This is a genomic window from Amycolatopsis sp. NPDC006131, assembly GCF_040614175.1.
Lineage (GTDB): Bacteria > Actinomycetota > Actinomycetes > Mycobacteriales > Pseudonocardiaceae > Amycolatopsis_E > Amycolatopsis_E tucumanensis.
In genome coordinates this window covers 1-19,863 of sequence record NZ_JBEXTX010000008.1, presented here as the reverse complement: position 1 = coordinate 19,863, position 19,863 = coordinate 1, and the positions used below count along the sequence as shown (strand labels likewise).

General features: G+C 72.9%; 20 protein-coding genes. 16 read left to right on the top strand and 4 right to left on the bottom strand.

All coding sequences use genetic code 11. The features are described from left to right. Window position 1: 1 nt before the first annotated feature. Window positions 2-739 (bottom strand): IclR family transcriptional regulator C-terminal domain-containing protein, encoded by a 738-nt coding sequence (locus ABZ215_RS07110; RefSeq protein ID WP_354948376.1) that lies wholly within the window; start codon window positions 737-739, stop codon window positions 2-4. 175 nt (window positions 740-914) lie between these two features. Between ABZ215_RS07110 and ABZ215_RS07105 the strand changes: the two genes are divergently transcribed. The 4 genes from ABZ215_RS07105 (at window position 915) to ABZ215_RS07090 (ending at window position 5,767) form a co-directional block, all read left to right on the top strand. Beyond that, window positions 915-3,839 carry an AAA family ATPase gene (locus ABZ215_RS07105; protein WP_354948374.1) on the top strand — a complete coding sequence of 975 codons (2,925 nt, stop codon included), beginning with the start codon at window positions 915-917 and terminating at the stop codon, window positions 3,837-3,839. Window positions 3,840-3,904: 65 nt separating this feature from the next. Continuing rightward, complete coding sequence (locus tag ABZ215_RS07100) at window positions 3,905-5,119, top strand: NAD(P)/FAD-dependent oxidoreductase (RefSeq protein ID WP_354948372.1); 1,215 nt, start codon at window positions 3,905-3,907, stop codon at window positions 5,117-5,119. A 20-nt stretch (window positions 5,120-5,139) separates the two neighbouring features. Beyond that, window positions 5,140-5,370, top strand: coding sequence for a type II toxin-antitoxin system CcdA family antitoxin (locus ABZ215_RS07095; RefSeq protein ID WP_354948370.1), 231 nt, complete (start codon window positions 5,140-5,142; stop codon window positions 5,368-5,370). Further along, window positions 5,363-5,767 carry a type II toxin-antitoxin system VapC family toxin gene (locus ABZ215_RS07090; protein ID WP_354708487.1) on the top strand — a complete coding sequence of 135 codons (405 nt, stop codon included), beginning with the start codon at window positions 5,363-5,365 and terminating at the stop codon, window positions 5,765-5,767. Before ABZ215_RS07095 ends, ABZ215_RS07090 begins: the two co-directional genes overlap by 8 nt. Window positions 5,768-5,926: 159 nt before the next feature. Here the strand turns inward: ABZ215_RS07090 and ABZ215_RS07085 are convergent, their stop codons facing one another. Then, window positions 5,927-6,715, bottom strand: coding sequence for an IclR family transcriptional regulator (locus tag ABZ215_RS07085; RefSeq protein WP_354948368.1), 789 nt, complete (start codon window positions 6,713-6,715; stop codon window positions 5,927-5,929). Window positions 6,716-6,849: 134 nt separating this feature from the next. On the opposite strand from ABZ215_RS07085, the gene ABZ215_RS07080 reads away from it, so the two are divergent. From ABZ215_RS07080 to ABZ215_RS07060, 5 genes are read left to right on the top strand one after another with little or no spacing between them, the layout of a single operon-like run. Continuing rightward, window positions 6,850-7,701, top strand: coding sequence for an isocitrate lyase/PEP mutase family protein (locus ABZ215_RS07080; RefSeq protein ID WP_354948366.1), 852 nt, complete (start codon window positions 6,850-6,852; stop codon window positions 7,699-7,701). A 1-nt stretch (window position 7,702) separates the two neighbouring features. Beyond that, window positions 7,703-8,971 carry an aconitase family protein gene (locus tag ABZ215_RS07075; protein ID WP_354948364.1) on the top strand — a complete coding sequence of 423 codons (1,269 nt, stop codon included), beginning with the start codon at window positions 7,703-7,705 and terminating at the stop codon, window positions 8,969-8,971. Beyond that, complete coding sequence (locus ABZ215_RS07070) at window positions 8,968-9,498, top strand: 3-isopropylmalate dehydratase (RefSeq protein WP_354708490.1); 531 nt, start codon at window positions 8,968-8,970, stop codon at window positions 9,496-9,498. Before ABZ215_RS07075 ends, ABZ215_RS07070 begins: the two co-directional genes overlap by 4 nt. Window positions 9,499-9,529: 31 nt before the next feature. Then, window positions 9,530-10,843, top strand: a complete 1,314-nt coding sequence (locus ABZ215_RS07065; protein WP_354948362.1) for an MFS transporter — start codon at window positions 9,530-9,532, stop codon at window positions 10,841-10,843. Then, on the top strand, window positions 10,843-12,426 hold the full coding sequence (locus ABZ215_RS07060; protein ID WP_354948360.1) for an AMP-binding protein: 1,584 nt from the start codon (window positions 10,843-10,845) through the stop codon (window positions 12,424-12,426). Before ABZ215_RS07065 ends, ABZ215_RS07060 begins: the two co-directional genes overlap by 1 nt. On the opposite strand, the gene ABZ215_RS07055 is transcribed toward ABZ215_RS07060, so the two are convergent. Then, the gene (locus ABZ215_RS07055) at window positions 12,393-12,752 is read right to left on the bottom strand and encodes an MmcQ/YjbR family DNA-binding protein (protein WP_354948583.1); all 360 of its coding nucleotides are present in this window, start codon (window positions 12,750-12,752) and stop codon (window positions 12,393-12,395) included. The genes ABZ215_RS07060 and ABZ215_RS07055 overlap by 34 nt on opposite strands. Window positions 12,753-12,845: 93 nt before the next feature. On the opposite strand from ABZ215_RS07055, the gene ABZ215_RS07050 reads away from it, so the two are divergent. The 5 genes from ABZ215_RS07050 (at window position 12,846) to ABZ215_RS07030 (ending at window position 17,035) form a co-directional block, all read left to right on the top strand. Beyond that, window positions 12,846-13,940, top strand: coding sequence for an ATP-binding protein (locus ABZ215_RS07050; protein ID WP_354948358.1), 1,095 nt, complete (start codon window positions 12,846-12,848; stop codon window positions 13,938-13,940). Further along, entirely contained in the window at window positions 13,933-15,033 is a 1,101-nt protein-coding gene (locus tag ABZ215_RS07045) for a hypothetical protein (RefSeq protein WP_354948356.1), read from the top strand. Before ABZ215_RS07050 ends, ABZ215_RS07045 begins: the two co-directional genes overlap by 8 nt. Beyond that, window positions 15,015-15,665: a response regulator transcription factor gene (locus ABZ215_RS07040; RefSeq protein ID WP_354948354.1), complete on the top strand. Its 651-nt coding sequence runs from the start codon at window positions 15,015-15,017 to the stop codon at window positions 15,663-15,665. The genes ABZ215_RS07045 and ABZ215_RS07040 overlap by 19 nt, the downstream gene beginning before the upstream one ends. A 119-nt stretch (window positions 15,666-15,784) precedes the next feature. Beyond that, the gene (locus tag ABZ215_RS07035; protein WP_354948352.1) at window positions 15,785-16,387 is read left to right on the top strand and encodes a hypothetical protein; all 603 of its coding nucleotides are present in this window, start codon (window positions 15,785-15,787) and stop codon (window positions 16,385-16,387) included. A 24-nt stretch (window positions 16,388-16,411) separates the two neighbouring features. Continuing rightward, window positions 16,412-17,035 carry a hypothetical protein gene (locus ABZ215_RS07030; RefSeq protein ID WP_354948350.1) on the top strand — a complete coding sequence of 208 codons (624 nt, stop codon included), beginning with the start codon at window positions 16,412-16,414 and terminating at the stop codon, window positions 17,033-17,035. 62 nt (window positions 17,036-17,097) lie between these two features. Here the strand turns inward: ABZ215_RS07030 and ABZ215_RS07025 are convergent, their stop codons facing one another. Beyond that, window positions 17,098-17,703 (bottom strand): TetR/AcrR family transcriptional regulator, encoded by a 606-nt coding sequence (locus ABZ215_RS07025; protein WP_354708493.1) that lies wholly within the window; start codon window positions 17,701-17,703, stop codon window positions 17,098-17,100. 113 nt (window positions 17,704-17,816) lie between these two features. On the opposite strand from ABZ215_RS07025, the gene ABZ215_RS07020 reads away from it, so the two are divergent. Further along, window positions 17,817-18,629: an SDR family NAD(P)-dependent oxidoreductase gene (locus tag ABZ215_RS07020; RefSeq protein WP_354948348.1), complete on the top strand. Its 813-nt coding sequence runs from the start codon at window positions 17,817-17,819 to the stop codon at window positions 18,627-18,629. Next, a complete protein-coding gene (locus tag ABZ215_RS07015; protein ID WP_354948346.1) occupies window positions 18,626-19,552 on the top strand; it encodes an NADP-dependent oxidoreductase in 927 nt (308 codons plus the stop codon). The genes ABZ215_RS07020 and ABZ215_RS07015 overlap by 4 nt, the downstream gene beginning before the upstream one ends. The last annotated feature ends 311 nt before the right edge of the window (window positions 19,553-19,863 follow it).

Here is a 19,863-nt window from a genome sequence, read left to right as displayed (position 1 = left end):
GTCAGGACAGCAGCGCGAAGGCGCGGGACACCCGCCGCGACGCCCGCTCGAGGGACACCGGCTCCACCGCGGGCAGCCGGCGCGCCGGCAGCGAGATCGCCACCGCGCCGACCACCCCGGGCGCGCGCACCGGGGTGGCCAGGCAGGCCGTGCCCAGCAGGTACTCCTCGCGGTCGTTGAAGACCCCGCCGCCCTCGGCCAGCCGCTGCTCCAGCACCCGGCTGTCGGTGATGGTGTGCGGGGTGAGGTCGGCGAGCCGGTACCGCGAGAGGTGGTCGCGCCGCGCCTCGGGGTCCAGGCAGGACAGGATGCACTTGCCGAACGCGGTGGCGTGCGCCGCCTCCTGCACGCCCACCCACAGGTCCACCGCCGGCAGCTCGGGAGCGTCGACGATGTCGATCAGCTTGATCTCACCGCCGGAGTACAGCGACAGGTAGGCCGCGCCACGGACCTCGTCCCGCAGCGCGCGCAGCACCGGCCGGATCTTGGGCAGCAGCGCGTGCAGCGAGTTGTGCTTGCGCAGTGCGCTGACTTGCTCGCCGAGCACGTAGCCGTCGTCGAGTTTGCGGAGGTAACCCTCGTGCAGCAGGGTGCGCAGCAGGTGGTACGTCGTCGGCAGGGGGAGGCCGACACCGCGGGCCAGCGCCTTGGCCGTTACCGGCCGTTCGCTCGCGCCGACCGCGTCGAGCAGGTGCAGTGCCCGCTGTACGGACCCGATCAGTGTCGGTCCAGCAGCCATACCGCCTCACCTCCGCCGCCCCGTTGCCGCGCACCCAGGATGCCGGGTGCCACGCGCCACCGGCAAGGCACCAGGCCCGACACGGTGACCCCCCGCGGCCGGCACGCTTACGGCGTGGAGACGGATTCCCGCCGCCCGTAGACAGCCGCGACCCGGGAACCTACCGTCCGGAATCGTGGCGGATGGGCCGTTGTCGATCCGGCTGCTCGGGCAGTTCCAGGTGCTTCGGGGTCACGCTCCGGCGCCGCTGGAGTCCGCCCGCGCCGAATCGCTGCTGGCCTTCCTCCTGCTGCACCGGCACGAGCCGCAGCCGCGGCAGCGGGTGGCGTTCACGCTGTGGCCGGACTCCACCGAGGCGCAGGCGTTGACCAACTTGCGGCACGTCCTGCACACGCTGCGCCACGCGCTGCCCGGTCTCGACCGCCACCTCGAGGTGACTCCGCGGACGCTGACCTGGCGGCCGGACCCGCCCTACCGCCTCGACGTGGCCGAGTTCGAAGCCGCGCTCGATCGCGAGTCGTGGCGGGAAGCCGTGCAGGCCTACACCGGGGACCTGCTGGCCGGCCGCTCCGGGGACTGGGCGGACGCCGACCGGGACCGGCTGCGCCGCCGCTACCTCGGCGCTCTCGAGCGGCTGGTCGCCTCGGCTCAGCAGCGAGGCGACCTCGCGGAGGCCACGCGGCACGCCGAGCGGCTGCTGCGCGAGCAGCCGACCCACGAGGAGACCTACCAGCTGCTGATGCGCCTGCACGACGCCCGCGGCGACCGGGCCGGCGCGGTCCGCGTGTACCACGAGTGCGCGGCGACGCTGGAACGCGACCTCGGTGTGGAGCCCGCGGCCACGACCCGAGCGGTCTATGACGCCCTCCTCGCGCGCGACGACGCCGAGACCTCCACTCGCGTGGGCGGGACGCCGTTCATCGGCCGCTCCGCCGAGCGCGCGCAGCTGATCGCCGCGTGGCGGCAAGCCCGCACCAGGGCGCGGGTCGTGCTGCTCGCCGGGGAACCCGGAATCGGCAAAACCCGGCTGGCGGAGGAGTTCCGGGCCTGGTGCGGCCACCGCGGCGCCGTCACCGCACTGGCTCGCGCCTACCCCGGGGAAGGCGCGCTGGCGTACGGACCGGTCACCTCCTGGCTCCGCTCGGAACGCCTCAACCGGTCGCTGCGCGGCTTGCCCGCCCCTTACCTCACCGAACTCGCCCGGCTGCTGCCGGAACTGCTGACCACCGTGCCGCGCCCGCAACGGCTGCCCGAGAGCGAGCAGCGGCAGCGGCTCTACGACGCCGTGGCCCGCGCTCTGGCCGCACCGGGCGCCCCGGTGTCGCTCGTGGCCGACGACGTGCAGTGGTGGGATCGGGAGGCGCTGCAGCTCCTGCACTACCTGGTGCGGACCAGGCTGCCGGTGCCGGTGCTGGTCGTCGCCACCGCACGCCGCGAGGACATCGACGGCACGGCGCCGCTGCGCGACCTGCTCAGCTCCCTGCGAGCCGCCGAGACCCTGACCGAGATCGACCTGGACCGGTTCAGCCGGGCCGAGACCGCGGTGCTGGCCGAGCAGCTCGGCGGGAGCCGGCTCGCCGATGTCGACGCTCTCTACCAGCAAACCGAGGGCAACCCGCTCTTCGTCGTCGAGGCGGTGCGCGCGGGCGACGTGCTCACCCCGAAGGTCCAGGCGGTGATCCGGGCCCGCGTGGCGCAACTGTCCCACCCGGCCCGGGAACTGGTCGAGATCGCGGCCGCCGTCGGCCGGGAGTTCACCGCCGAGGTGCTCACGGCAGCCGGCGGACTCGGCGACGAACCGGTGGTCGGCGGGCTGGACGAGCTGTGGCGGCGGCGCATCATCCGCGAACACGGCACGACGGCCTACGACTTCAGCCACGACAAGATCCGCGAAGCGGTGTACAGCGCGCTGAGCCCGGTGCGGCGACGCTACCTGCACGGGCGGATCGCGCACGCCCTCGAGAACGCCTACGCCCACGACCTGGACAGCGTCAGCGGAAGCCTCGCCCGGCACTACGAGGAGGCCGGACGGATCGAGCAGGCGGTGGACGCCTACGCCCGCGCCGCGGACGTGGCGCAGCAGCTGTACGCGCACGGCGAGTCCGCCCGGCTCCTGACCCGCGCCCTGGAGCTGGTGCGGACCCGGCCCGAGTCGGCGCCGCGGTGGCACCGGGAGCTGGAGCTGTGCACGGCGTTGCTCGCGCCGCTGGTCGCCGGCGAGGGCTACGCCTCGCTGCAGATCCACCAGACCCACCAGCGCGCGCTGGTGCTCACCCGAACCCTGCGTGCCGAGCCCTCGCCGCCACTGCTGCGGTCGCTGGGACTGGGCAGCCTGGCGCTCGGTGACTTCGCCGCGGCGCGGGAGTACGGCGCCGCGCTGCGCGAGCGCGGGCAGCGGGACGACGACGACATTCTGCGCGTCGAGGGGGAGTATCTGCTCGGCGTCACCGCGTTCTGGGCCGGTGAGCTGACCGCCGCGCGCGACCACCTGGAACGGGCGGTGGCGACCTACCGCGACGAGAACCGCCGCGAGCACTTGCTCCGCTACGCGCAGGATCCCGCCGTGATCTGCCTGACCCGGCTGGCGCTGACGCACTGGTTCCTCGGCGACGAGCGGGCGGCGATCCGCGCCCGCGACCGCGGGCTGACGCGGGCGGAGGAGATCGCGCACCCGTACAGCCTGGCCACCTCACTGCTCTTCGCCTCGCTGCTCGCGCTGGACATGGGGGACGTGCCGGCGATGCGGCAGTACGTGGCACGCGGGAAGGAGGTGCTGCGGCTGGTGAGCGGCGCGCAGGTCGAGGCGGCCATCGCGGCCCTGGACGGCTACCTCCGGGTGCTTGACGGCGAGACCACGGCGGGCATCGCGGAGATCGAACGGATCCTCGACAACACCCGGCAACGGGACCAAGCCGCGCCCGGGCTGCGGTCTGCCCTGCTGCGCGTCCTGCTGGCCGCCTGCGACGCGGCCGGCGACGGGGACACCGGGATGCGCGCGGCCGCGGAACTGTCCGCGCTCACCAACTCGGCGGTCTGGCGCCCGGAGGCGGAACGTCTCCGGGCGAAGTTCCTCGCCGCCGGGCACCCGGCGAACGCCTGACGGAACGCCCGCGGAACGCCCCCGGGGCGAGGCTGGTGGACGAACCCGTTCCCAGGGAGGATGCCATGACCACCGAATACGACGCGATCGTCGTCGGCGCCCGGTGCGCCGGATCGCCGACCGCGATGCTGCTGGCCCGCCGCGGCTACCGGGTGCTGCTGGTCGACCGGGCCACCTTTCCCAGCGACACGCTGTCCACGCTGATCATCCAGCCGCCGGGGGTGGCCGCGCTGGCCCGCTGGGGGCTGCTCGACCGCGTGACCGCGACCGGCTGCCCGCCGCTGCGGACGTGGACGCTCGACTTCGGGGACGTCCGGCTGAGCGGGACGCCGCGCCCGGTGGAGGGCATCGGGACGGCGTACGCGCCGCGTCGCAGCGTGCTGGACAAGATCCTCCTCGACGCGGCCGCCGACGCCGGCGCCGAGGTCCGGCAACACTTCAATGTGGACGGACTGGTCGTGCGCGACGGCCGTGTGGCAGGGATCCGGGGTCACGGCGCGGATGGCCGCACGGTGACCGAGCGGGCCCGCGTCGTGATCGGCGCCGACGGCCGCACATCGCACGTCGCCAAGTGGGTGGGCGCGTGGCAGTACCACGACAAGCCCAGGTTGCAGTACGGCTACTACACGTTCTTCCGCGGCCTGCCGGTGGACGGCGTGGAGTTCGTCGTCCCGCCGGGCCGGGCGATGGGCGCGATCGCCACCAACGACGATCTCACGCTCGTCGTCTTCGGCCGGCCGGTCGCGGAGATGAAGGCGCTCAAGGCCGACCCCGAAGCCGCGTTCTGGGAGACGGCCGAGGCGGCGCCGGCCTTCGCCGAGCGGGTCCGCGCCGCGACCCGGGTCGAGCCGTTCGTCGGCGGCGGCGTGTGGAACTACTTCCGCACCCCGTACGGCCCGGGCTGGGCACTGGTCGGCGATGCGGGCTACAACAAGGACCCGGTCGTCCCCAAGGGCATCAGCGACGCGTTCGCCAGCGCCGAACTCTGCGCCGCGGCGCTGGACGACTACTTCACCGGCCGCCGCCCGTACGCGGACGCGATGGCGGAGTACCAGCGAGTGCGCGACGAGCGCGGGCTGCCGATCTACGAGTTCGCCACCGCGATGGCGACGATGGAACCGCCACCGCCCGAGATGCGGCACCTGTTCGCCGCGATCGAGGGCAACCAGGACGCGATGGACGAGTTCGTGAGCGTCCCCGCGGGCACCATCTCGCCCGACGAGTTCTTCGCACCCGGCAACATCGCCCGCATCCTCAACGGAGCGGCTGTGGCCGGCTGACATGTGTGTATAGCGTGTGTATGGCGAGGTTGAACGTCTACGTGCCCGATGAGCTGGCCGAACGCGCCAGGGCCGCGGACCTGAACGTATCCGCGCTGGTGCAGGCCGCGATCGCCGACGAGCTGCAACGCCGTGCCACCGACGCCTGGCTGGACGCCCTCCCGCCGCCGCGGCGAACAGTTTCACACCAGGTGGCTCTCGAGGCCTTGGACGGCGCCCGCGCTGCGCTGGCCGGTGCCGAGGATGAGTGACGCGCCGGCGGAAATCGCGGTCCTGGACGCGTCGGTGCTCGTGGACCTGCTGGCCGGCACCGACTACGCCCCCGCGGCGAGGAAACGCCTCGCCGGCACTGTCCTGCACGCGCCGGCGCACCTGGATGCCGAGGTCCTTGCCGCGCTGGGGCGGCTGGAGCGCGCCGGGAAGCTGTCCGCGTCTGAGGTCGACGCGGCGCTGAGTGCGCTGGCCACGATCCCGGTCACGCGCCATCCCGTTGTCGAACTCGCCGCCGGCGCCTGGGCACGCCGGTCTGATCTGCGCCTCGCTGATGCGCTCTACGTCGAACTCGCCGCGCGCCTGCACGCCCGGGTCCTCACCACCGACCACCGCCTCGCGCGGGCGACCTCCCTCGCCGACGGGATCAGCCAGTAGCCCGCGGCCGAGGGGCGCGGCGGATGGAACACCGGGGGAGCGGGCGCGCTCGGCACGTGTGGGCCCCCGGCGGGTGGGCGGATGTGCCAGCAGCGTCTCCTGAAACGAGCGGCCGGCGCTCGGCGACAACCTTCTCCACCACGCCGTGGCGGCGCGGGCTCAGATCCGCGCCGCGGTCACCAAACGGCTCAGGGCCGCCGCCGCCTCCCGCACGGCGGCGGCCCGTGCTTCGCCCTCGTCGCCGGTGAAGTCCTCGCTCCGGCCGCCCAGACTGAGCGTCGCCACCAGCGAGTCGTTCGCGCCCAGCACCGGCGCGGCCACCGCGGACACCCCGTCCAGGTAGTCGTCCCGGCTGAACGACACGCCCTCGGCCCGCACCTGGTCGAGGTAGGCCGCCAGCTCGTCGCGGTCCGAACGCGTCGTCGCGGTGAAGGCGGGCAGCGGGCCGTCGAGCACCCGGGCCCGCAGTTCCGGGTCGAACGCCGCCATCGCCACCGGCGCCGCCGCCGCGTGGTAGGGCAGCACCGCGCCGATCCCGATCGCGGCCAGCACCAGCGGCTTGCCGCCCTCGACCCGGTCGATGCACACCGCGCCCGCGTCGGCGGGAACCATCAGGAACGCGGTGTCTCCGAACCGCCCCGCCAGCTCCTCCAGCACCGGCCGCGCCGACTCGCGCAGGTCGAACTCGGCGAGCGCCGCCGCGCCGATGGTGAACACCGGCATCTGGATCCGGTAGGCCCCGGCGTGGTCGCGGTGCACCCAGCCGGCCTCGACGAACGAGCTCATCAGCCGGTGCACCGTGGGCTTGTTCAGCCCGCTCGCCGCGGTCAGCTCGGCGAGCGTGATCACCGGCCGGTCCGGGCCGAACTGGCCGAGCAGCTGGCACGCCCGCAGGACCGCGGTGACGGTCTCCCGGGTCCCGTTGCCCTCGGGCACCGCTTCAGCCACCGGCACCTCCTCCATCGCCCGCCCGGTTCGCCCCAGGTTATCCACCGGCGGCGAAGCACGTCTTGACACGCCCTGCCCCTCTCGCGCACAGTTTCGGAACGCGTATCGCATCACGATACACAGAGAGGTGAGTTGTGGAACTGCGCGAGATGATCTCCGACCGTCTGGTGTTCGCCCCCGGTGTCTGGGACGGGCTGACCGCCCGCCTCGCCGAACAGGCGGGCTTCTCCGCGCTGTGCGCCTCGGGCTTCGCGATCTCCGCCGCGCTCGGCTACCCCGACGCGGAGCTGTACACGATGTCGGAGAACCTGACCGCCGTCCGGACCATCCGGGAAGCCAGTGGCCTGCCCCTGATCGCCGACATCGACACCGGCTACGGCAACGCCGTCAACGCCGCCCGCACCGCCCGCCGCTTCGCCGACGCCGGGGTCGCGGCGGTCTTCCTCGAAGACCAGCGTTCGCCCAAACGCTGCCCGCTCATCCCCGGCGCCGAGGTCGAGCTGACCGACCTCGCCGAGGCCGAGGGCAAGGTCCGGGCCGTCAAGGACGCCGCCGGTGACATGCTCGTCATCGCCCGCACCGACGCCAAGGGCGAGGAGGCCCTGCGCCGCGCCGAAGCCTACGTCCGCGCCGGCGCCGACCTGATCATGCCGGTCACCAAGACCTTCACCACCGTCGAGGAATGGGCGCGCTGCCACGAAACCGTCGGCGTCCCGCTGATGGCCACCCTCACCGCCTCCGCGTGGACCGAACGCGAATTCACGCCCGAGGTCATGGAACAGATCGGGGTGCGCATCGCGCTGCTGCCGACCCAGGTCCTGATGGCCGTCACCGGCGCCGCGCAAGCCACGCTGCGCCGGCTCGCCGCGGGGGAGCCGCCCGCCGAGGTGAGCGCGGATGCCTTGCCACACCACGACTTCGTCGCCCTCATCGGCATGGACGAGATCGAGCGCCAGCAGCACAAGTACCTGCCGGCGGCGGTCTGACATGGGCCACACGATCGCCGAGAAGATCCTGGCACGCGCGGCCGGGCGCGACAGCGTCCGCGCGGGGGAGAGCCTGCCGGTCCGCCCCGACTACATGATCGCCTACGACTTCCCCGGCTACACCGACGTCATGTTCCGCCAGATGCACGACGACTTCGGCATCCGCGAGCTGGACGAGCCCGGCCGCTACGTCGTGTTCATCGACCACATGCTCACCAAAGGCAACGACAAGGAACAGCAGGTCCACCAGGTGACCCGCGACTGGTGCGAGTTCTACGGCATCGAGCTGCACGAGGCGCGCGGCATCGGCCACCAGGTCATGGCCGAACTCGGCTACGCCCTGCCCGGCAACTTCCTCATCCACTTCGACGGCCACATCTCCGGCGCGGGCGCGTTCGGCGCGCTCGGCTGGGGCGTGCGCCGCGACCTGCTGGAAGCGTGGGTGTCCGGGCAGATCTTCCTCGACGTGCCCGCCACCACCCGCTTCGAGCTGACCGGCGAATTCGCGCCCGGCGTGGACAGCCGGGACCTGGTGCACCAGATCATCGCCGACCACGGCGCCGACGGCTGCGCCCACCAGGTCATGGAGTACGCCGGGCCGGGCGCGCGGGCGATGTCCATCGACCGCAGGCAGGGCCTGTGCGGCATGGCGATGTTCACCGGCGCGGTGTCGGCGGTGTTCGAACCGGACGACGCGGCGCTGGCCTACGCGCGCCGGGTCGCCCGCACCGGGTTCACCCCGCAGCAGCCGGACGCCGACGCCGACTACGCCGCCGTGCACTCCTACGACCTGTCGCAGGTGCGCCCCCGGGTCGTGCTGCCCGGTTCGGCCCGCGCGGCCAACACCCGCGACGCCGCAGAACTCGCCGGCACCCCGGTCACCAAAGCGTTCATCGGATCCTGCGCCAGCGGCCGGATCGAGGACATCCGCGCGGCCGCGCTCGTCCTCGACGGGCGGCAGGTCGCGCCCGGCGTCGAACTCAACGTCGTCCCGACCTCCGAGGCGGTGCACCGCCAGGCCGAGGAGGAAGGCCTGTTCGACGTGCTGCGCGCCGCCGGGGCGAAGATCGCCCGGTCCAGTTGCGACTTCTGCTTCGGCTACCAGAAACCGTTGCAGGACGGCGAGAACTGCATCTCCACCGGGGTGCTCAACATCTCCGGCCGGATGGGCAGCACGCAGGCCAACATCTACCTGGGCTCGGCCTTCACCGTCGCCGCGAGCGCGGTCGCGGGCGCCATCAGCTCCGCCGAGGAGGTGGGACGCTCGTGAGCGCCGCGCGGGACTACCCGCCCCCGCCGGACGTCATCCGCGGCCGGGTCGCCTGGGTCTTCGGCGACGACTTCGACATCGACCTGGTCATCGGCGTCGAGAACATCAAGTCCTACGACGCGGACTTCCTGCGGGGCAAGGTGATGCGGGCCTACGACCCCGGGTTCGCCGACCGCGTCCGGCCCGGCGACGTCATCGTCGGCGGCCGGAACTTCGGCTACGGCCACCCGCACTACCCGCCGATGGTCGCGCTGCGCGACCTCGGCATCGCCGCCGTGATCGCCGAATCGTTCTCCCCGGGGTTCTGGCGCGGCGAGACCTACAACGGCGTCCCGCTGATCACCGTGCCCGGCATCGCCGCCGCCGTCACGACCGGCGACGCCATCGCGCTGGATTGGCGCGCGGCCACCGTGGACCTCGGTGACGGCCGCGTCCTGCACGGCACCCCGCCCAGCCCGCGAGTCGTCCGCGTCATCGAAGCGGGCGGATCGCTCAAGCTGCTGCTCGCCGAACACGCCCGGACCTGAGAACCGCCCCACCGCTCAACGAGGAGCCGACATGGCCGAAACCACCGCCCGCGCGGGCACCTCCGCCCCGACCCGCACCCCGTCCGCGCGCCGCGCCGCGATCGCCGGTGGTGTGGGCACCCTGATCGAGTACTACGACTTCAGCGTCTACGCCTTCCTCGCGGTCACCCTCGGGCCGCTGTTCTTCCCCAGCGACCAGCCCGCCGTGTCGGTGCTGCTGACCCTGGCCGTGTTCGGCTCGGCCTACGTGATGCGGCCGCTGGGCGGCTGGTTCTTCGGCAGGCTCGGCGACCGCCGCGGACGGCGGCACGCGCTCGTCGTCACCGTCGTGACGATGGGCGTGTTCTCCGGCGTGCTGGGGATCCTGCCCAGTTACGCCTCGGTCGGGGTGATCGCGCCGGTGCTGCTGGTGCTCGTCCGGCTCGCGCAGGGCTTCTCGGCAGGCGGCGAGATCGGCGGCGCCGCGACCTACGTGGCCGAGTCCGCGCCGCCGGGCAAGCGTGGGCTGTTCGGCTCGCTCACCCCGGTCGGCTCCACGCTCGGGTTCTCCGTCGCCGCCGCCGTCGTCGGGCTGATGACCGCGGTGACCACCACCGAGCAGATGTCCGCGTGGGGCTGGCGCGTGCCGTTCCTGATCTCGCTGCCGCTGGCCGTGATCTGCCTGTGGGTGCGGGTGCGGCTGGAGGACACCGCCGAGTTCGCGGAGATGGCGCAGCGGGCCGAGGTCGTGCGCAGCCCGCTGCTCGCGGTGGTCAAGGAAAAGCCGCTGTCGGTGCTGCGCGTCATCGGCATCGCGATCGCCATGAACGGCACCGGCTACATCGGGCTCACCTACTTCTCCACCTACCTGATCCAGACCCAGGGGTTCAGCAAGCAGGCCGTGTACTGGGCGTCGGCGATCGGGATCGCGCTGGCGTGCGCCACCTACCCGCTCGCCGGGATGCTCACCGACCGCTTCGGGCGCAAACCCGTGCTCATCACCGCCTACGTCGCCTACCTGGTGCTGGCCTGGCCCGCGTTCGCGCTGCTCGGCGCCACCTCCAGCATCGTGGTCGTCACCGCGATCTACGTGGTCTACATGGCGGTCAACGGGCTCGCGCAGGTGCCGGCGTTCCCGCAGTTCACCGAGCTGTTCCCGCGCCGCATCCGCTACACCGGAGTGGCGCTGGGCTTCAACGTCGGCACGATCATCGCCGGCGGCTCGGCCCCCTACGTCGCGGCGCAGCTCGTGGAGAGCACCGGCAACCCGATGTCGCCCGCGTTCTGGGTGCTCGGCGTGGCGGTGGTCGGCCTGATCACGGTGCTGACCCTGCGCGAGACCGGTCGCGACCGGCTGCCGGTCTGATGATCATCCGCAGTCCGTTCCCGGACATCGACATCCCGGACGTCACGCTCACCGAGCTGCTGTTCTCCGGCGAACCGTCCGCCGCGCCCGCCCTGATCGACCCCGAGGGGCGGGTGACGACCCGGCGGCAGCTGGACGAGTCGGTCCGCCGGATCGCCGCCGGACTGCACGCCCACGGCATCGGCCGGGGCTCGGTGGTCGGGCTGTTCGCGCCCAACTCGCCGGACTGGGTCGCCGCGTTCCACGGCATCCTGCGCGCCAACGCGATCGTGACCAGCGCGAACGTGTTGTATACAGCCGATGAACTGGCGCACCAGCTGGCCGATTCCGGCGCCTGCCTGCTGGTCACCACCGCGGACCTGCTCGACGTGGCCGAGGCGGCCGCGGCGAAGGCCGGCATCGAGGAGGTGCTGACGCTGGACGACGCGCCGGGACGCCCGCGCCTCGACGCGCTGCCCGGCGGGGAGCCGCCGCCGCTGGTGACCGGGCCCGGCGACGTCGCGGTGCTGCCGTACTCCTCCGGCACGACCGGCCGCGCCAAGGGTGTCGTGCTGACGCATCGGAACCTGGTGGCCAACGTGCTGCAGTTCTCCCGCATGGGCCGCACCGCGCCCTCGACGGTGCTGCTGGCAGTGCTGCCGTTGTTCCACATCTACGGGATGACCGTGCTGATGAACCACGCGCTGCACCAGCGGGTCCCTCTGGTCACGATGCCGCGGTTCGACCTGGCCGGGATGCTCCGGCTGATCGAGCGGCACCGCGTCACCAAGCTCTACATCGCGCCGCCCACCGCGGTGCTGCTGGCGAAGAGCCCGCTCGTCGACGGGGCCGATCTGTCCAGTGTGGAGCTGGTGTTCAGCGGCGCGGCGCCGCTGGACGGCGACCTGGCGCGGGCGGTCGCGAACCGGCTGGACTGCAAGATCCTGCAGGGCTACGGGATGACCGAGATGTCGCCGGTGTCGCACGCCATTCCCGAGGACCGCCCGGACACCGATCCGGCGAGCGTCGGGTACGCGCTGCCCAACGTCGAATGCCGGCTCGTCGACTCCGCCGGGCGGGACGCCGACCGGGGCGAGCTGTGGGTGCGCGGACCGAACGTGATGACCGGCTACCTGAACAACCCGGCGGCGACGGCGGCCACCCTCGACGCCGACGGCTGGTTGCACACCGGCGACATCGCGACCGTGACGGGAGACGGCGTGTTCACCATCGTCGACCGGGTCAAGGAGCTGATCAAGTACAAGGGCTACCAGGTGCCGCCCGCCGAGCTGGAGGCGCTGCTGCTGACCCACGAGGGAATCGACGACGCCGCCGTGGTCGGCGTGCCGGACGAGGAGGGGGAGGAGATCCCGAAGGCGTTCGTGGTCCGCCGCCCCGGCGCCCGGCTGGACGCCGCGGAGGTCATGAGCTACGTCGCGGCGCGGGTGTCACCGCACAAGAAGGTGCGGCGCGTCGAATTTCTCGACGCCATCCCGAAATCCGCGTCCGGCAAGATCCTGCGAGCGGTCCTGCGGCGCCGGCCGGCAGTGCAACAGGTGCCTTCGGGGACTCAGCCCGGACCGCCGGGATGGGCGAGGTCGTAGGCGCGGGAGACCTTCTGCGGCACAACCATGCGCCACGCGTCCACGACGAGCTCGCGGGCCTCGGCCGGTTCCAGCGCGGCGAGCACGGCGCGGACCCAGTTGAACCGCATGTCCGACTGGGCGGGCATCCGGAACTTCTCCGGCTCGCCGGCGACGAGCGCGGCGCGTTCCTCCTTCGGGAACGCGAACTCCATCACCGTCTCGTCGGCGGAGAACGCGACGTAGACGATCTGCCCGACCCGGAACTTCAGCCGGCCGCGCACGTAGACCGGATACGAGCGCTCGAGCTCCGTGCCGAGCGCGCGAACGTCGTCGAGCACCGCCATGACGCACCTCCCCAGCCGGAAACCGGCCATCGTAGTCTCCTCGGGCGGGTCGCGCTTTAGGATCGGGGCGCGGACACCACCGAAGGAGGGGGGTTGGGCGGCGGCCAGGTCGAGACGGAGTTCCTGCGGTCGCTCGGCCAGTTCAGCGGCCTGGTGCGGGGCATCGCCCTCGCCGTGCTCAGCGTCTTCGGCGTCCTGTCCACCCCCACGGCCGCGCTGCCGCTGGCCTTCGCCCTGCTGGGGCTCGCCCTCGTCAGCGGCGTGGCGGACTGCCACCACGCGCTCACCGGCCGCGGCGGCGCGCTCGCCTGCGTCCTGACCGTTGCCAGAGCGGCCGCGATCATCGCGACGCAGCCGTGGACGGTGCCCGGGCTGTGGGCGCCCAACGTCCTGACGATCACCGGGATCACCATGCAGTGGCAGTGGCCGCCGCGGGTCACCGTGCCGGTCCTGACCGGGCTGCTGGCGCTGGAAGCCGCGGTGATCGGTGTCGCCGACGCGGCGCCGACCCTGTTCCGGGTGGTGCTGGAGTCCACGCTGGCGTGGCTGGCGTTCGCGTTGCTGGTGCGCGTCACCCGCTGGATCGAGCGGGTGCGGGACCGGCAGGCGGCGCTGGAACGGGCCGAGACCCTGGCGCTGGAGCGGCGGCGGCAGGAACGGGAGTACCTGGCGCTGCTGCACGACACGGCGTCCGCGACGTTCCTGATGGTCGCGCTGCACGACGCGGAACCGGAGGCGGTCGCGGGGTACGCGCGGCGGGATCTCGCGCTGCTGACGGGCGAAACCGGCGGCCCGGCGGCGCACGACAGCCTGGTGGACCTGGAAGCCGCGCTGCGGGGTGTCCTGGCGCAGAGCGCACTCCGGGTCGATCTCGCCTGGACACCGGTGCCGCTGCTGCCCGCGTCCGTCGCCCTGGCGGTGACGCGCGCGGTGCGGGAGGCGCTGGTCAACGTCGAACGCCACGCGGGGGTGACCGAGGCGCGGGTCGCCGTCGCGCCCCACCGGCACGGTGCCGTGGTCACCGTGCGCGACGAGGGCGCCGGGTTCGAGCCGGAGTCGGTGCCCGGGCACCGGCGCGGCATCCGCGGATCGCTCGTCGAACGCATGGCGACGGCAGGCGGCAGTGCGACCGTGACCTCCCGGCCCGGCGCCGGGACGACCGTGCGGCTGGTGTGGCCGGATGACTGACCAGGTCCTGCTGGAGCGGGTGCTGACCGCGATCCGGATCGTGCTGCTGGGCACCACGGCGGTGCTGCAGACGACCATGTCCGGGGCGGCCCTGTTCGGCAACCGCTCCGCCTACCACCCGTTGTGGCTCGCCGAGGCCGCGTTCGCCGTGCTGGCGCTGGTGCTCGTGGTCAGCGCGGGCTGGATCCTGCGCGGCCGCCGCGTGCCGGCCGGGGTCGCGCTGCCCGCCGCGGGCGTGGTGCTGCTCGCCTCCGCCTCGGCGACCGCGACCACCCCGCCCGAGTGGTACCTGCTGACCCGGCACTGGGCGTTCGGTCTGGTCGGCTGGCACCTGCTCGTGCTGCTGCTCGAACGGACCCGGCCGTTGCTGGCCGCCTTCGCGCTGCACGCCACGCTCGGCACCACCCAGTTCCTGCTGGTGGTGCCCCTGGACCGGGTCTCGCTGGGGGAGACCGCCATCGCGATCGTGAGCGTGCTCGGGTTCCAGGTCGCGATCGGGCTGATCACGCAAGTGGTGCTGCGCCGGCTCCGCGCGATGGCCGGCGTGCTGCGCGAACGGGACCGGGCCGCCACCCGCGCCGCGCTCGCCGAGCAGTGGGAGCACGACCAGCGCGTCCGCGCCGCGGAACAGCTCGGCACCCTCCTGCCGCTGCTCGCCGGGCTCGCCGACCGCACGCTCGACCCGCGCGCGGACGAGGTGCGCCACCAGTGCGCGCTCGCCGCGGCCCGGCTGCGCCGGCTGTTCGCGGAGAACGACGACGTGCCGGACCCGCTCGTGCACGAGCTCGCCGCGGCGATCGACGTCGCCGAGCGCCGCGGGGTGGTGGTGTCGTTCGCGGTCAGCGGGGAGGCGGTGCCGGTGCCCACGCACGTGCGCCGCGCGCTGGCCGATCCGGTGCTGACCGTGTTGTCGGCGGCGGGCACGCGGGCCAGGGTGAGCCTGTTGCGCACCGCCGGGGAGGTCCGGCTCGCGGTGATCGCCGATCGTGCCGTCATGGCCGGGAGCCCGCCGCGTTCCCCCGACGTCGAAGTCGTGCTGCACACCCACGGCGACCGGACCCGCTTGGAGGCGAAATGGCAGGTGACGAGCTGACCGCGGTGGTCGTGGACGACCACCCGGCGGTGCGGGCGGGCGTCGCGCACTGGCTCGCGTCGGGCAGCCCGCCGATCCGCACGGTCGCCGAGGGGGACGACGTGCGGGTCGCGTGGCTCGACGGCGCGGACGCCGACGTGGTGATCCTCGACCTGCACCTCGGCGGCACCACGCCCGCGCTGGGTGACCTGCGGAGGCTGGCCGCCGCGGGGCGGCGCGTGGTGGTGTACTCGATGCGCGCCGACGACGACATCGCGCTGCAGTGCCTCGAACTGGGCGCGCTGTCCTACCTCACCAAGGCCGAGGGCGCCGAGCACCTGGTGGAAGCCGCCCGCGCGGCGGCAGGCGGGCGGCCGTACACGCCGCCGTCGCTGGCGGGCGCGCTCGCCGGTGACCGCTCCGCGAACCGGCCCGCGCTGTCGGCCAGGGAAACCGAGGTGCTCGTGGAGTGGTTCCAGTCGGAGTCCAAGGACTTCGTCGCCCACCGCCTCGGGATCTCGCAGAACACGGTGAACTCGCACCTGGAGCGGATCCGCGTCAAGTACGCCCAGATCGGCCGGGAGGCGCCGACGAAGGCCGCGCTGGTGGCGCGGGCGATCCAGGACGGCTTGATCAGCGTCGACGACCTGTGAGTCCTGTGGTGCGAACGGCCCACACGACGGATGGTCCGGGCGGGTTAACGTCCGCGTGAGGGGGCTCGCCGGACCGGGAGCCGAGGACGTTTCAGGGGTGGCGTGTGCGGTCGAGGGGCGTGCTGCGGCTGGTTGCCGCGGCCGTGCTGGCGGTTCTGGTGACCTCGTGCGCAGGGGAGGACGAGGAACCGGAGCGGCCGCGGGCGACGGTCAATCCCGCGTTGCCCGCGGCCACCGCGCTCACCGACCCGGCCACCCCGGTCCCGGCGGGCGCTTTCGGCGTGGTCAAGCTGCACGCCGGCAGTGACACCCCGCCGGACAGCGTGCTGGCGCTGCGGATCGGCAAGGTGCGGCGCGGCGAGGCCGGTGACTTCCGGGACGTGCGGGGGCTCGGTGCGAGCACGCAGGCGGTGCGCGATGCGGTGCCGTACTACGTGAACGTCCACTTCGCCGTCCTGGCGGGCGATCCGCACGCGAACCCCCTCACGAAGATCACCGCGACCGACCCGGCGGGGGGCTACGCGCACGCGCTGAGCGTGCCCCGCTCGCTGGAGAAGTGCGAGGATCCCCCCACCGAGCAGGGCGTCACCGAGTTGCGGGCCGAACAGGTGCGTTGTGCCGTCCTGTACTTCGACGATCCCGCGGCCGTCCCGGCCGGGTTCGTCTACGTCGACCGCACGGCCTATCCGGAGGGCGACCACGCCGTCCGGTTCGCGGCCTGAGGTTCTTTCCACACGAGGAGTTCCATGAAGCACGTCCGTTCCGTCCTGCTGGCCGCCCTGGTGGCTCCGGTGTTGCTGACCGCGTGCGGCAGCGACGACGAGTCCGCCGCGCCGGCGCCGAGCACCACGACCGCGCCGAGCAGCGCCTCGGCCGAGTCGTCGCAGCCGTCTGCGCCGGCGAGTCCCGCGGCGGCGGGGGAGACGACCGCGCCGGGCAGCGAGCTCAAGGTGGGGGAGCGGGCGGTGGTGCCGTTCGAGTACGGCAACTCGAAGTCGGGCACCATCGCGATCACCGTGACCGCCATCGAGCGCGGGGAGAACGCGGACCTGGCGGCCTTCGGCGACCGCGCGAAGGGGCTCACCCCGTTCTACCTGCGTGCGACGGTGGAGAACGTCGGCGGCACCGACCTGTCCTACAGTTCGGTGCGCCTGCGCGGCCTCGGCGCGGACGGGCGCTCGACGGGCGTGATCATCAGCGGGGACACCGCCAAGTGCGAGTCGGAGAGCGCCGACCGGTCGTTCACGACCGCGGGCGCGAAGTACGAGACGTGCGTGCTGACCGCTGCGCATGAGGGCGCCAGCGTGACCGCGGCGGAGTTCAGCGACGGCGACGCGTACGAGGATTCGCCGGTGGTCTGGAAGGGCTGAGCCTGCCGTCTTCGGGGCCGGGTGGAGGGCACTCCACCCGGCCCCTTCTGCATGCTGCCTGTTCAGTCGTCCGCGCGTAGTCCGGCGAAGGCGGCGTCGATCGCCGCGGTGGCTGTCGCCGGGTCGGTTCCCGTGCGAGTCAGGAGCGAGGTTCCCTGAGCGAGGACGAGCAGGAGCTGCGCCTGCGCTTCGGGTGGGGACGCGGTGCTGACTTCCCCGCGTTTCTGGGCCTGCCGGAGCGGCTCGATCAGCAGGTCGGCGAACCGGGCGAACGCGTCGGTGACGAGGGCGGTGGCTTCGGCGTCGTGGGGGACGAGCTCCGCGATGGTGTTGCCCATCATGCAGCCGTGCGGCGCCTGCGGATCGGACGCGACGGTTCCGAGTTGCGCGGGCATCACCAGGACCTCGCGCAACGCGGGAAGCAGCGGGACCTGCGTGAGCGCTGACCGGAGGGTCTTCTCGTACTCGGCCCAGTACAGCTTCACCGTCTCGAAGTACAGCCGGCGCTTGTCGCCGAACGCGGCATACAGGCTCCCGCGTTCGAGTCCCACGCCATCGACGAGCGCCTGGATCGAGGTTCCGCCGTAGCCCGACGCCCAGAAGATGCCCTGCGCCGTGGCCAGCGCTTCCGCCGGGTCGAACGCTCTTGGCCGTCCTGTCCTTGCCATGTCCCCAGTCTACGACTTCTTGACTGCGCGTTCAAGAAGTCGTAGGGTCGCGGACGACTTCTGGAACGCTTGCACGGAAATCGGGGCGTTCCCCGGTACAGACAGGAACCACCATGAAAGACCTGCGCACCTACGGTGCCTACGCCGTCGTCACCGGAGCGTCCTCCGGCATCGGCGAGCAGTTCGCGCGGCAGCTGGCCGCCGCGGGCGTGAACCCCGTCCTCGTCGCACGCCGAAAAGACCGCCTCGAGGCGCTGGCCGCGGAGCTCTCCGGCGCCTACGGCGTCGACAGCAAGGTCGTCGCGCTCGATCTCCTCGACGACGGCGCGGTCGACGAGCTGTCGAGGCAAGTCAGCGCCCTGGACGTCGGGATGGTCGTCGCGAACGCCGGCATCTTCCACGCCGGTCCGTTCGTGGGCAACGAGCTGTCCGACGAGCTGGATGTGCTCACCCTCGACGGGGTGCTGCCTATGCGGCTGGCGCACCGGTTCGGGCGGGAGTTCGTCGGCCGCCGTCGCGGAGCGCTGATCCTGGTGGCGTCGAGCCTCGCGGCCAGCCCGGTGCCCTTCCAGGCCAACTACGCCGCGGTGAAAGCGTACGTGCTGTCGCTCGGGCAGGCGCTCAACCACGAGTGGAAGAAGCACGACGTCGACGTCCTCGTCGTCTCCCCGGGGCCGACGCGGACCGAGGGGCTGGACAACGCGGCCGGCATCGACTTCGGCAAGCTCAGCGGGCGCAAGATGGACCCCGCCGTGGTCGCGCGCACGGCGCTGCGGCAGCTCGGCCGGAAGGCGCACGTCATTCCCGGCCTGATGAACAACCTCGCCGACGTGGCTGGGAAGTACCTGCTGCCGCGGTCGACGTCGGTCCGGTTGTACGGGCGGATCATCGAGCAGGCCCTCACCGGACCGGGGACCGCGGCATGAGCCGGGCCGTCCTCCGTGAACAATTCGGCGGGCCGGAAGTGCTTCAGGTGCGCGAGGTTCCCGAGCCCCATGCCGGTCCGGGCGAGATCCGCGTCGCCGTCCGCGCGGCCGGGCTGAACCCGGTGGACTGGCAGATCGCCGGTTCCGCCCGCCATGCGGCGAGGTTCGGCATCACCGGGCCGTCCGGTTTCGGCTGTGATTTCGCCGGCGTCGTGGACGAGGTCGGGCCGGGTGTCACCGAGTACGCCCCGGGCGACCGCGTGTATGGCGGGGTCCTGGTCGGCGCCGTCGCCGATTACGTCGTGCTGCGCGTGCCGCCGGCGCCGCCGAACCTGGTGCTGCGCACCCCCGACGGCATCGACGACGCCACCGCGGCGGCGCTGCCCACCCCCGGGCTCACCGCGGCAGCCGCCCTCGACGCGATTCGCGTCGGTCCGTCGGACACCGTCCTGGTCGGCGGCGCCGCCGGCGGTGTGGGGGTTCTGGCCGCGCAGCTCGCCCGCTTGGCCGGCGCGTCCGTGATCGGTACCGCGTCCCCGGGAACGTTCGACTTCCTGAAGCGGCTCGGCGCCGTGCCGGTGGCCTACGGCGCCGGCCTCGCGGACCGGGTACGCGCACTCGCCCCGGACGGCATCACCGCCGCAACCGACCTGCACGGCACGGAAACCGCCGAGACAGCCCTCGCGCTCGGCGTGCCACCGGCGCGAATCTCGACCATCGCCGCGGACGGTCGGCTTCCGGGCGTGCACGCGACCGGAGCCTTCGCAGCGGAACCGGCCGCGCTGGAGCGCATCGCCGACTTGGTCGCTACCGGAGCCGTCACCGTGCCCATCGCGGAGTCGTTCCCGCTCGACCGGACCCGGGAAGCCGTCGCGCTGCAGGCGGGCGGCCACGTGCACGGGAAGATCGTCGTGACGCCGTGACCGTTCGGGCCCATGTGGCAGGACGCCTCCAGCCCCCCGACGACCGCTCCGGAAGGGCGCCGATTGACGCTCTCGGCGGCTCACCCTCCGTGCCGTCGGAGACGGGGTCCTGCTGGGAGCGGGCTTCCTCTCGAGCCGATCACCGAAGCCGTTGGTGAGTTCGTTCGGACCCGGCGGCTGCCAGGTGTTGCGCCCTGGAGGGATCTGCCCATGCTGAGCGAGCCGGTCGAAGACCTCCGGCCTCCCCAAGCCCGGTGACATCACCCCCGGATCCGCCGGGGCTGGTGGAAAGGGGCTGCCGCCTCCGGAAG

Excerpts from the sequence above, each read along its gene's own strand:
- ABZ215_RS07110 (WP_354948376.1), bottom strand. The coding sequence starts at position 739 with ATGGCTGCTGGACCGACACTGATCGGGTCCGTACAGCGGGCACTGCAC.
- ABZ215_RS07100 (WP_354948372.1), top strand. The coding sequence starts at position 3,905 with ATGACCACCGAATACGACGCGATCGTCGTCGGCGCCCGGTGCGCCGGA.
- ABZ215_RS07095 (WP_354948370.1), top strand. The coding sequence starts at position 5,140 with ATGGCGAGGTTGAACGTCTACGTGCCCGATGAGCTGGCCGAACGCGCC.
- ABZ215_RS07090 (WP_354708487.1), top strand. The coding sequence starts at position 5,363 with ATGAGTGACGCGCCGGCGGAAATCGCGGTCCTGGACGCGTCGGTGCTC.
- ABZ215_RS07075 (WP_354948364.1), top strand. The coding sequence starts at position 7,703 with ATGGGCCACACGATCGCCGAGAAGATCCTGGCACGCGCGGCCGGGCGC.
- ABZ215_RS07065 (WP_354948362.1), top strand. The coding sequence starts at position 9,530 with ATGGCCGAAACCACCGCCCGCGCGGGCACCTCCGCCCCGACCCGCACC.
- ABZ215_RS07060 (WP_354948360.1), top strand. The coding sequence starts at position 10,843 with ATGATCATCCGCAGTCCGTTCCCGGACATCGACATCCCGGACGTCACG.
- ABZ215_RS07055 (WP_354948583.1), bottom strand. The coding sequence starts at position 12,752 with ATGGCGGTGCTCGACGACGTTCGCGCGCTCGGCACGGAGCTCGAGCGC.
- ABZ215_RS07045 (WP_354948356.1), top strand. The coding sequence starts at position 13,933 with ATGACTGACCAGGTCCTGCTGGAGCGGGTGCTGACCGCGATCCGGATC.
- ABZ215_RS07040 (WP_354948354.1), top strand. The coding sequence starts at position 15,015 with ATGGCAGGTGACGAGCTGACCGCGGTGGTCGTGGACGACCACCCGGCG.
- ABZ215_RS07030 (WP_354948350.1), top strand. The coding sequence starts at position 16,412 with ATGAAGCACGTCCGTTCCGTCCTGCTGGCCGCCCTGGTGGCTCCGGTG.
- ABZ215_RS07025 (WP_354708493.1), bottom strand. The coding sequence starts at position 17,703 with ATGGCAAGGACAGGACGGCCAAGAGCGTTCGACCCGGCGGAAGCGCTG.
- ABZ215_RS07020 (WP_354948348.1), top strand. The coding sequence starts at position 17,817 with ATGAAAGACCTGCGCACCTACGGTGCCTACGCCGTCGTCACCGGAGCG.
- ABZ215_RS07015 (WP_354948346.1), top strand. The coding sequence starts at position 18,626 with ATGAGCCGGGCCGTCCTCCGTGAACAATTCGGCGGGCCGGAAGTGCTT.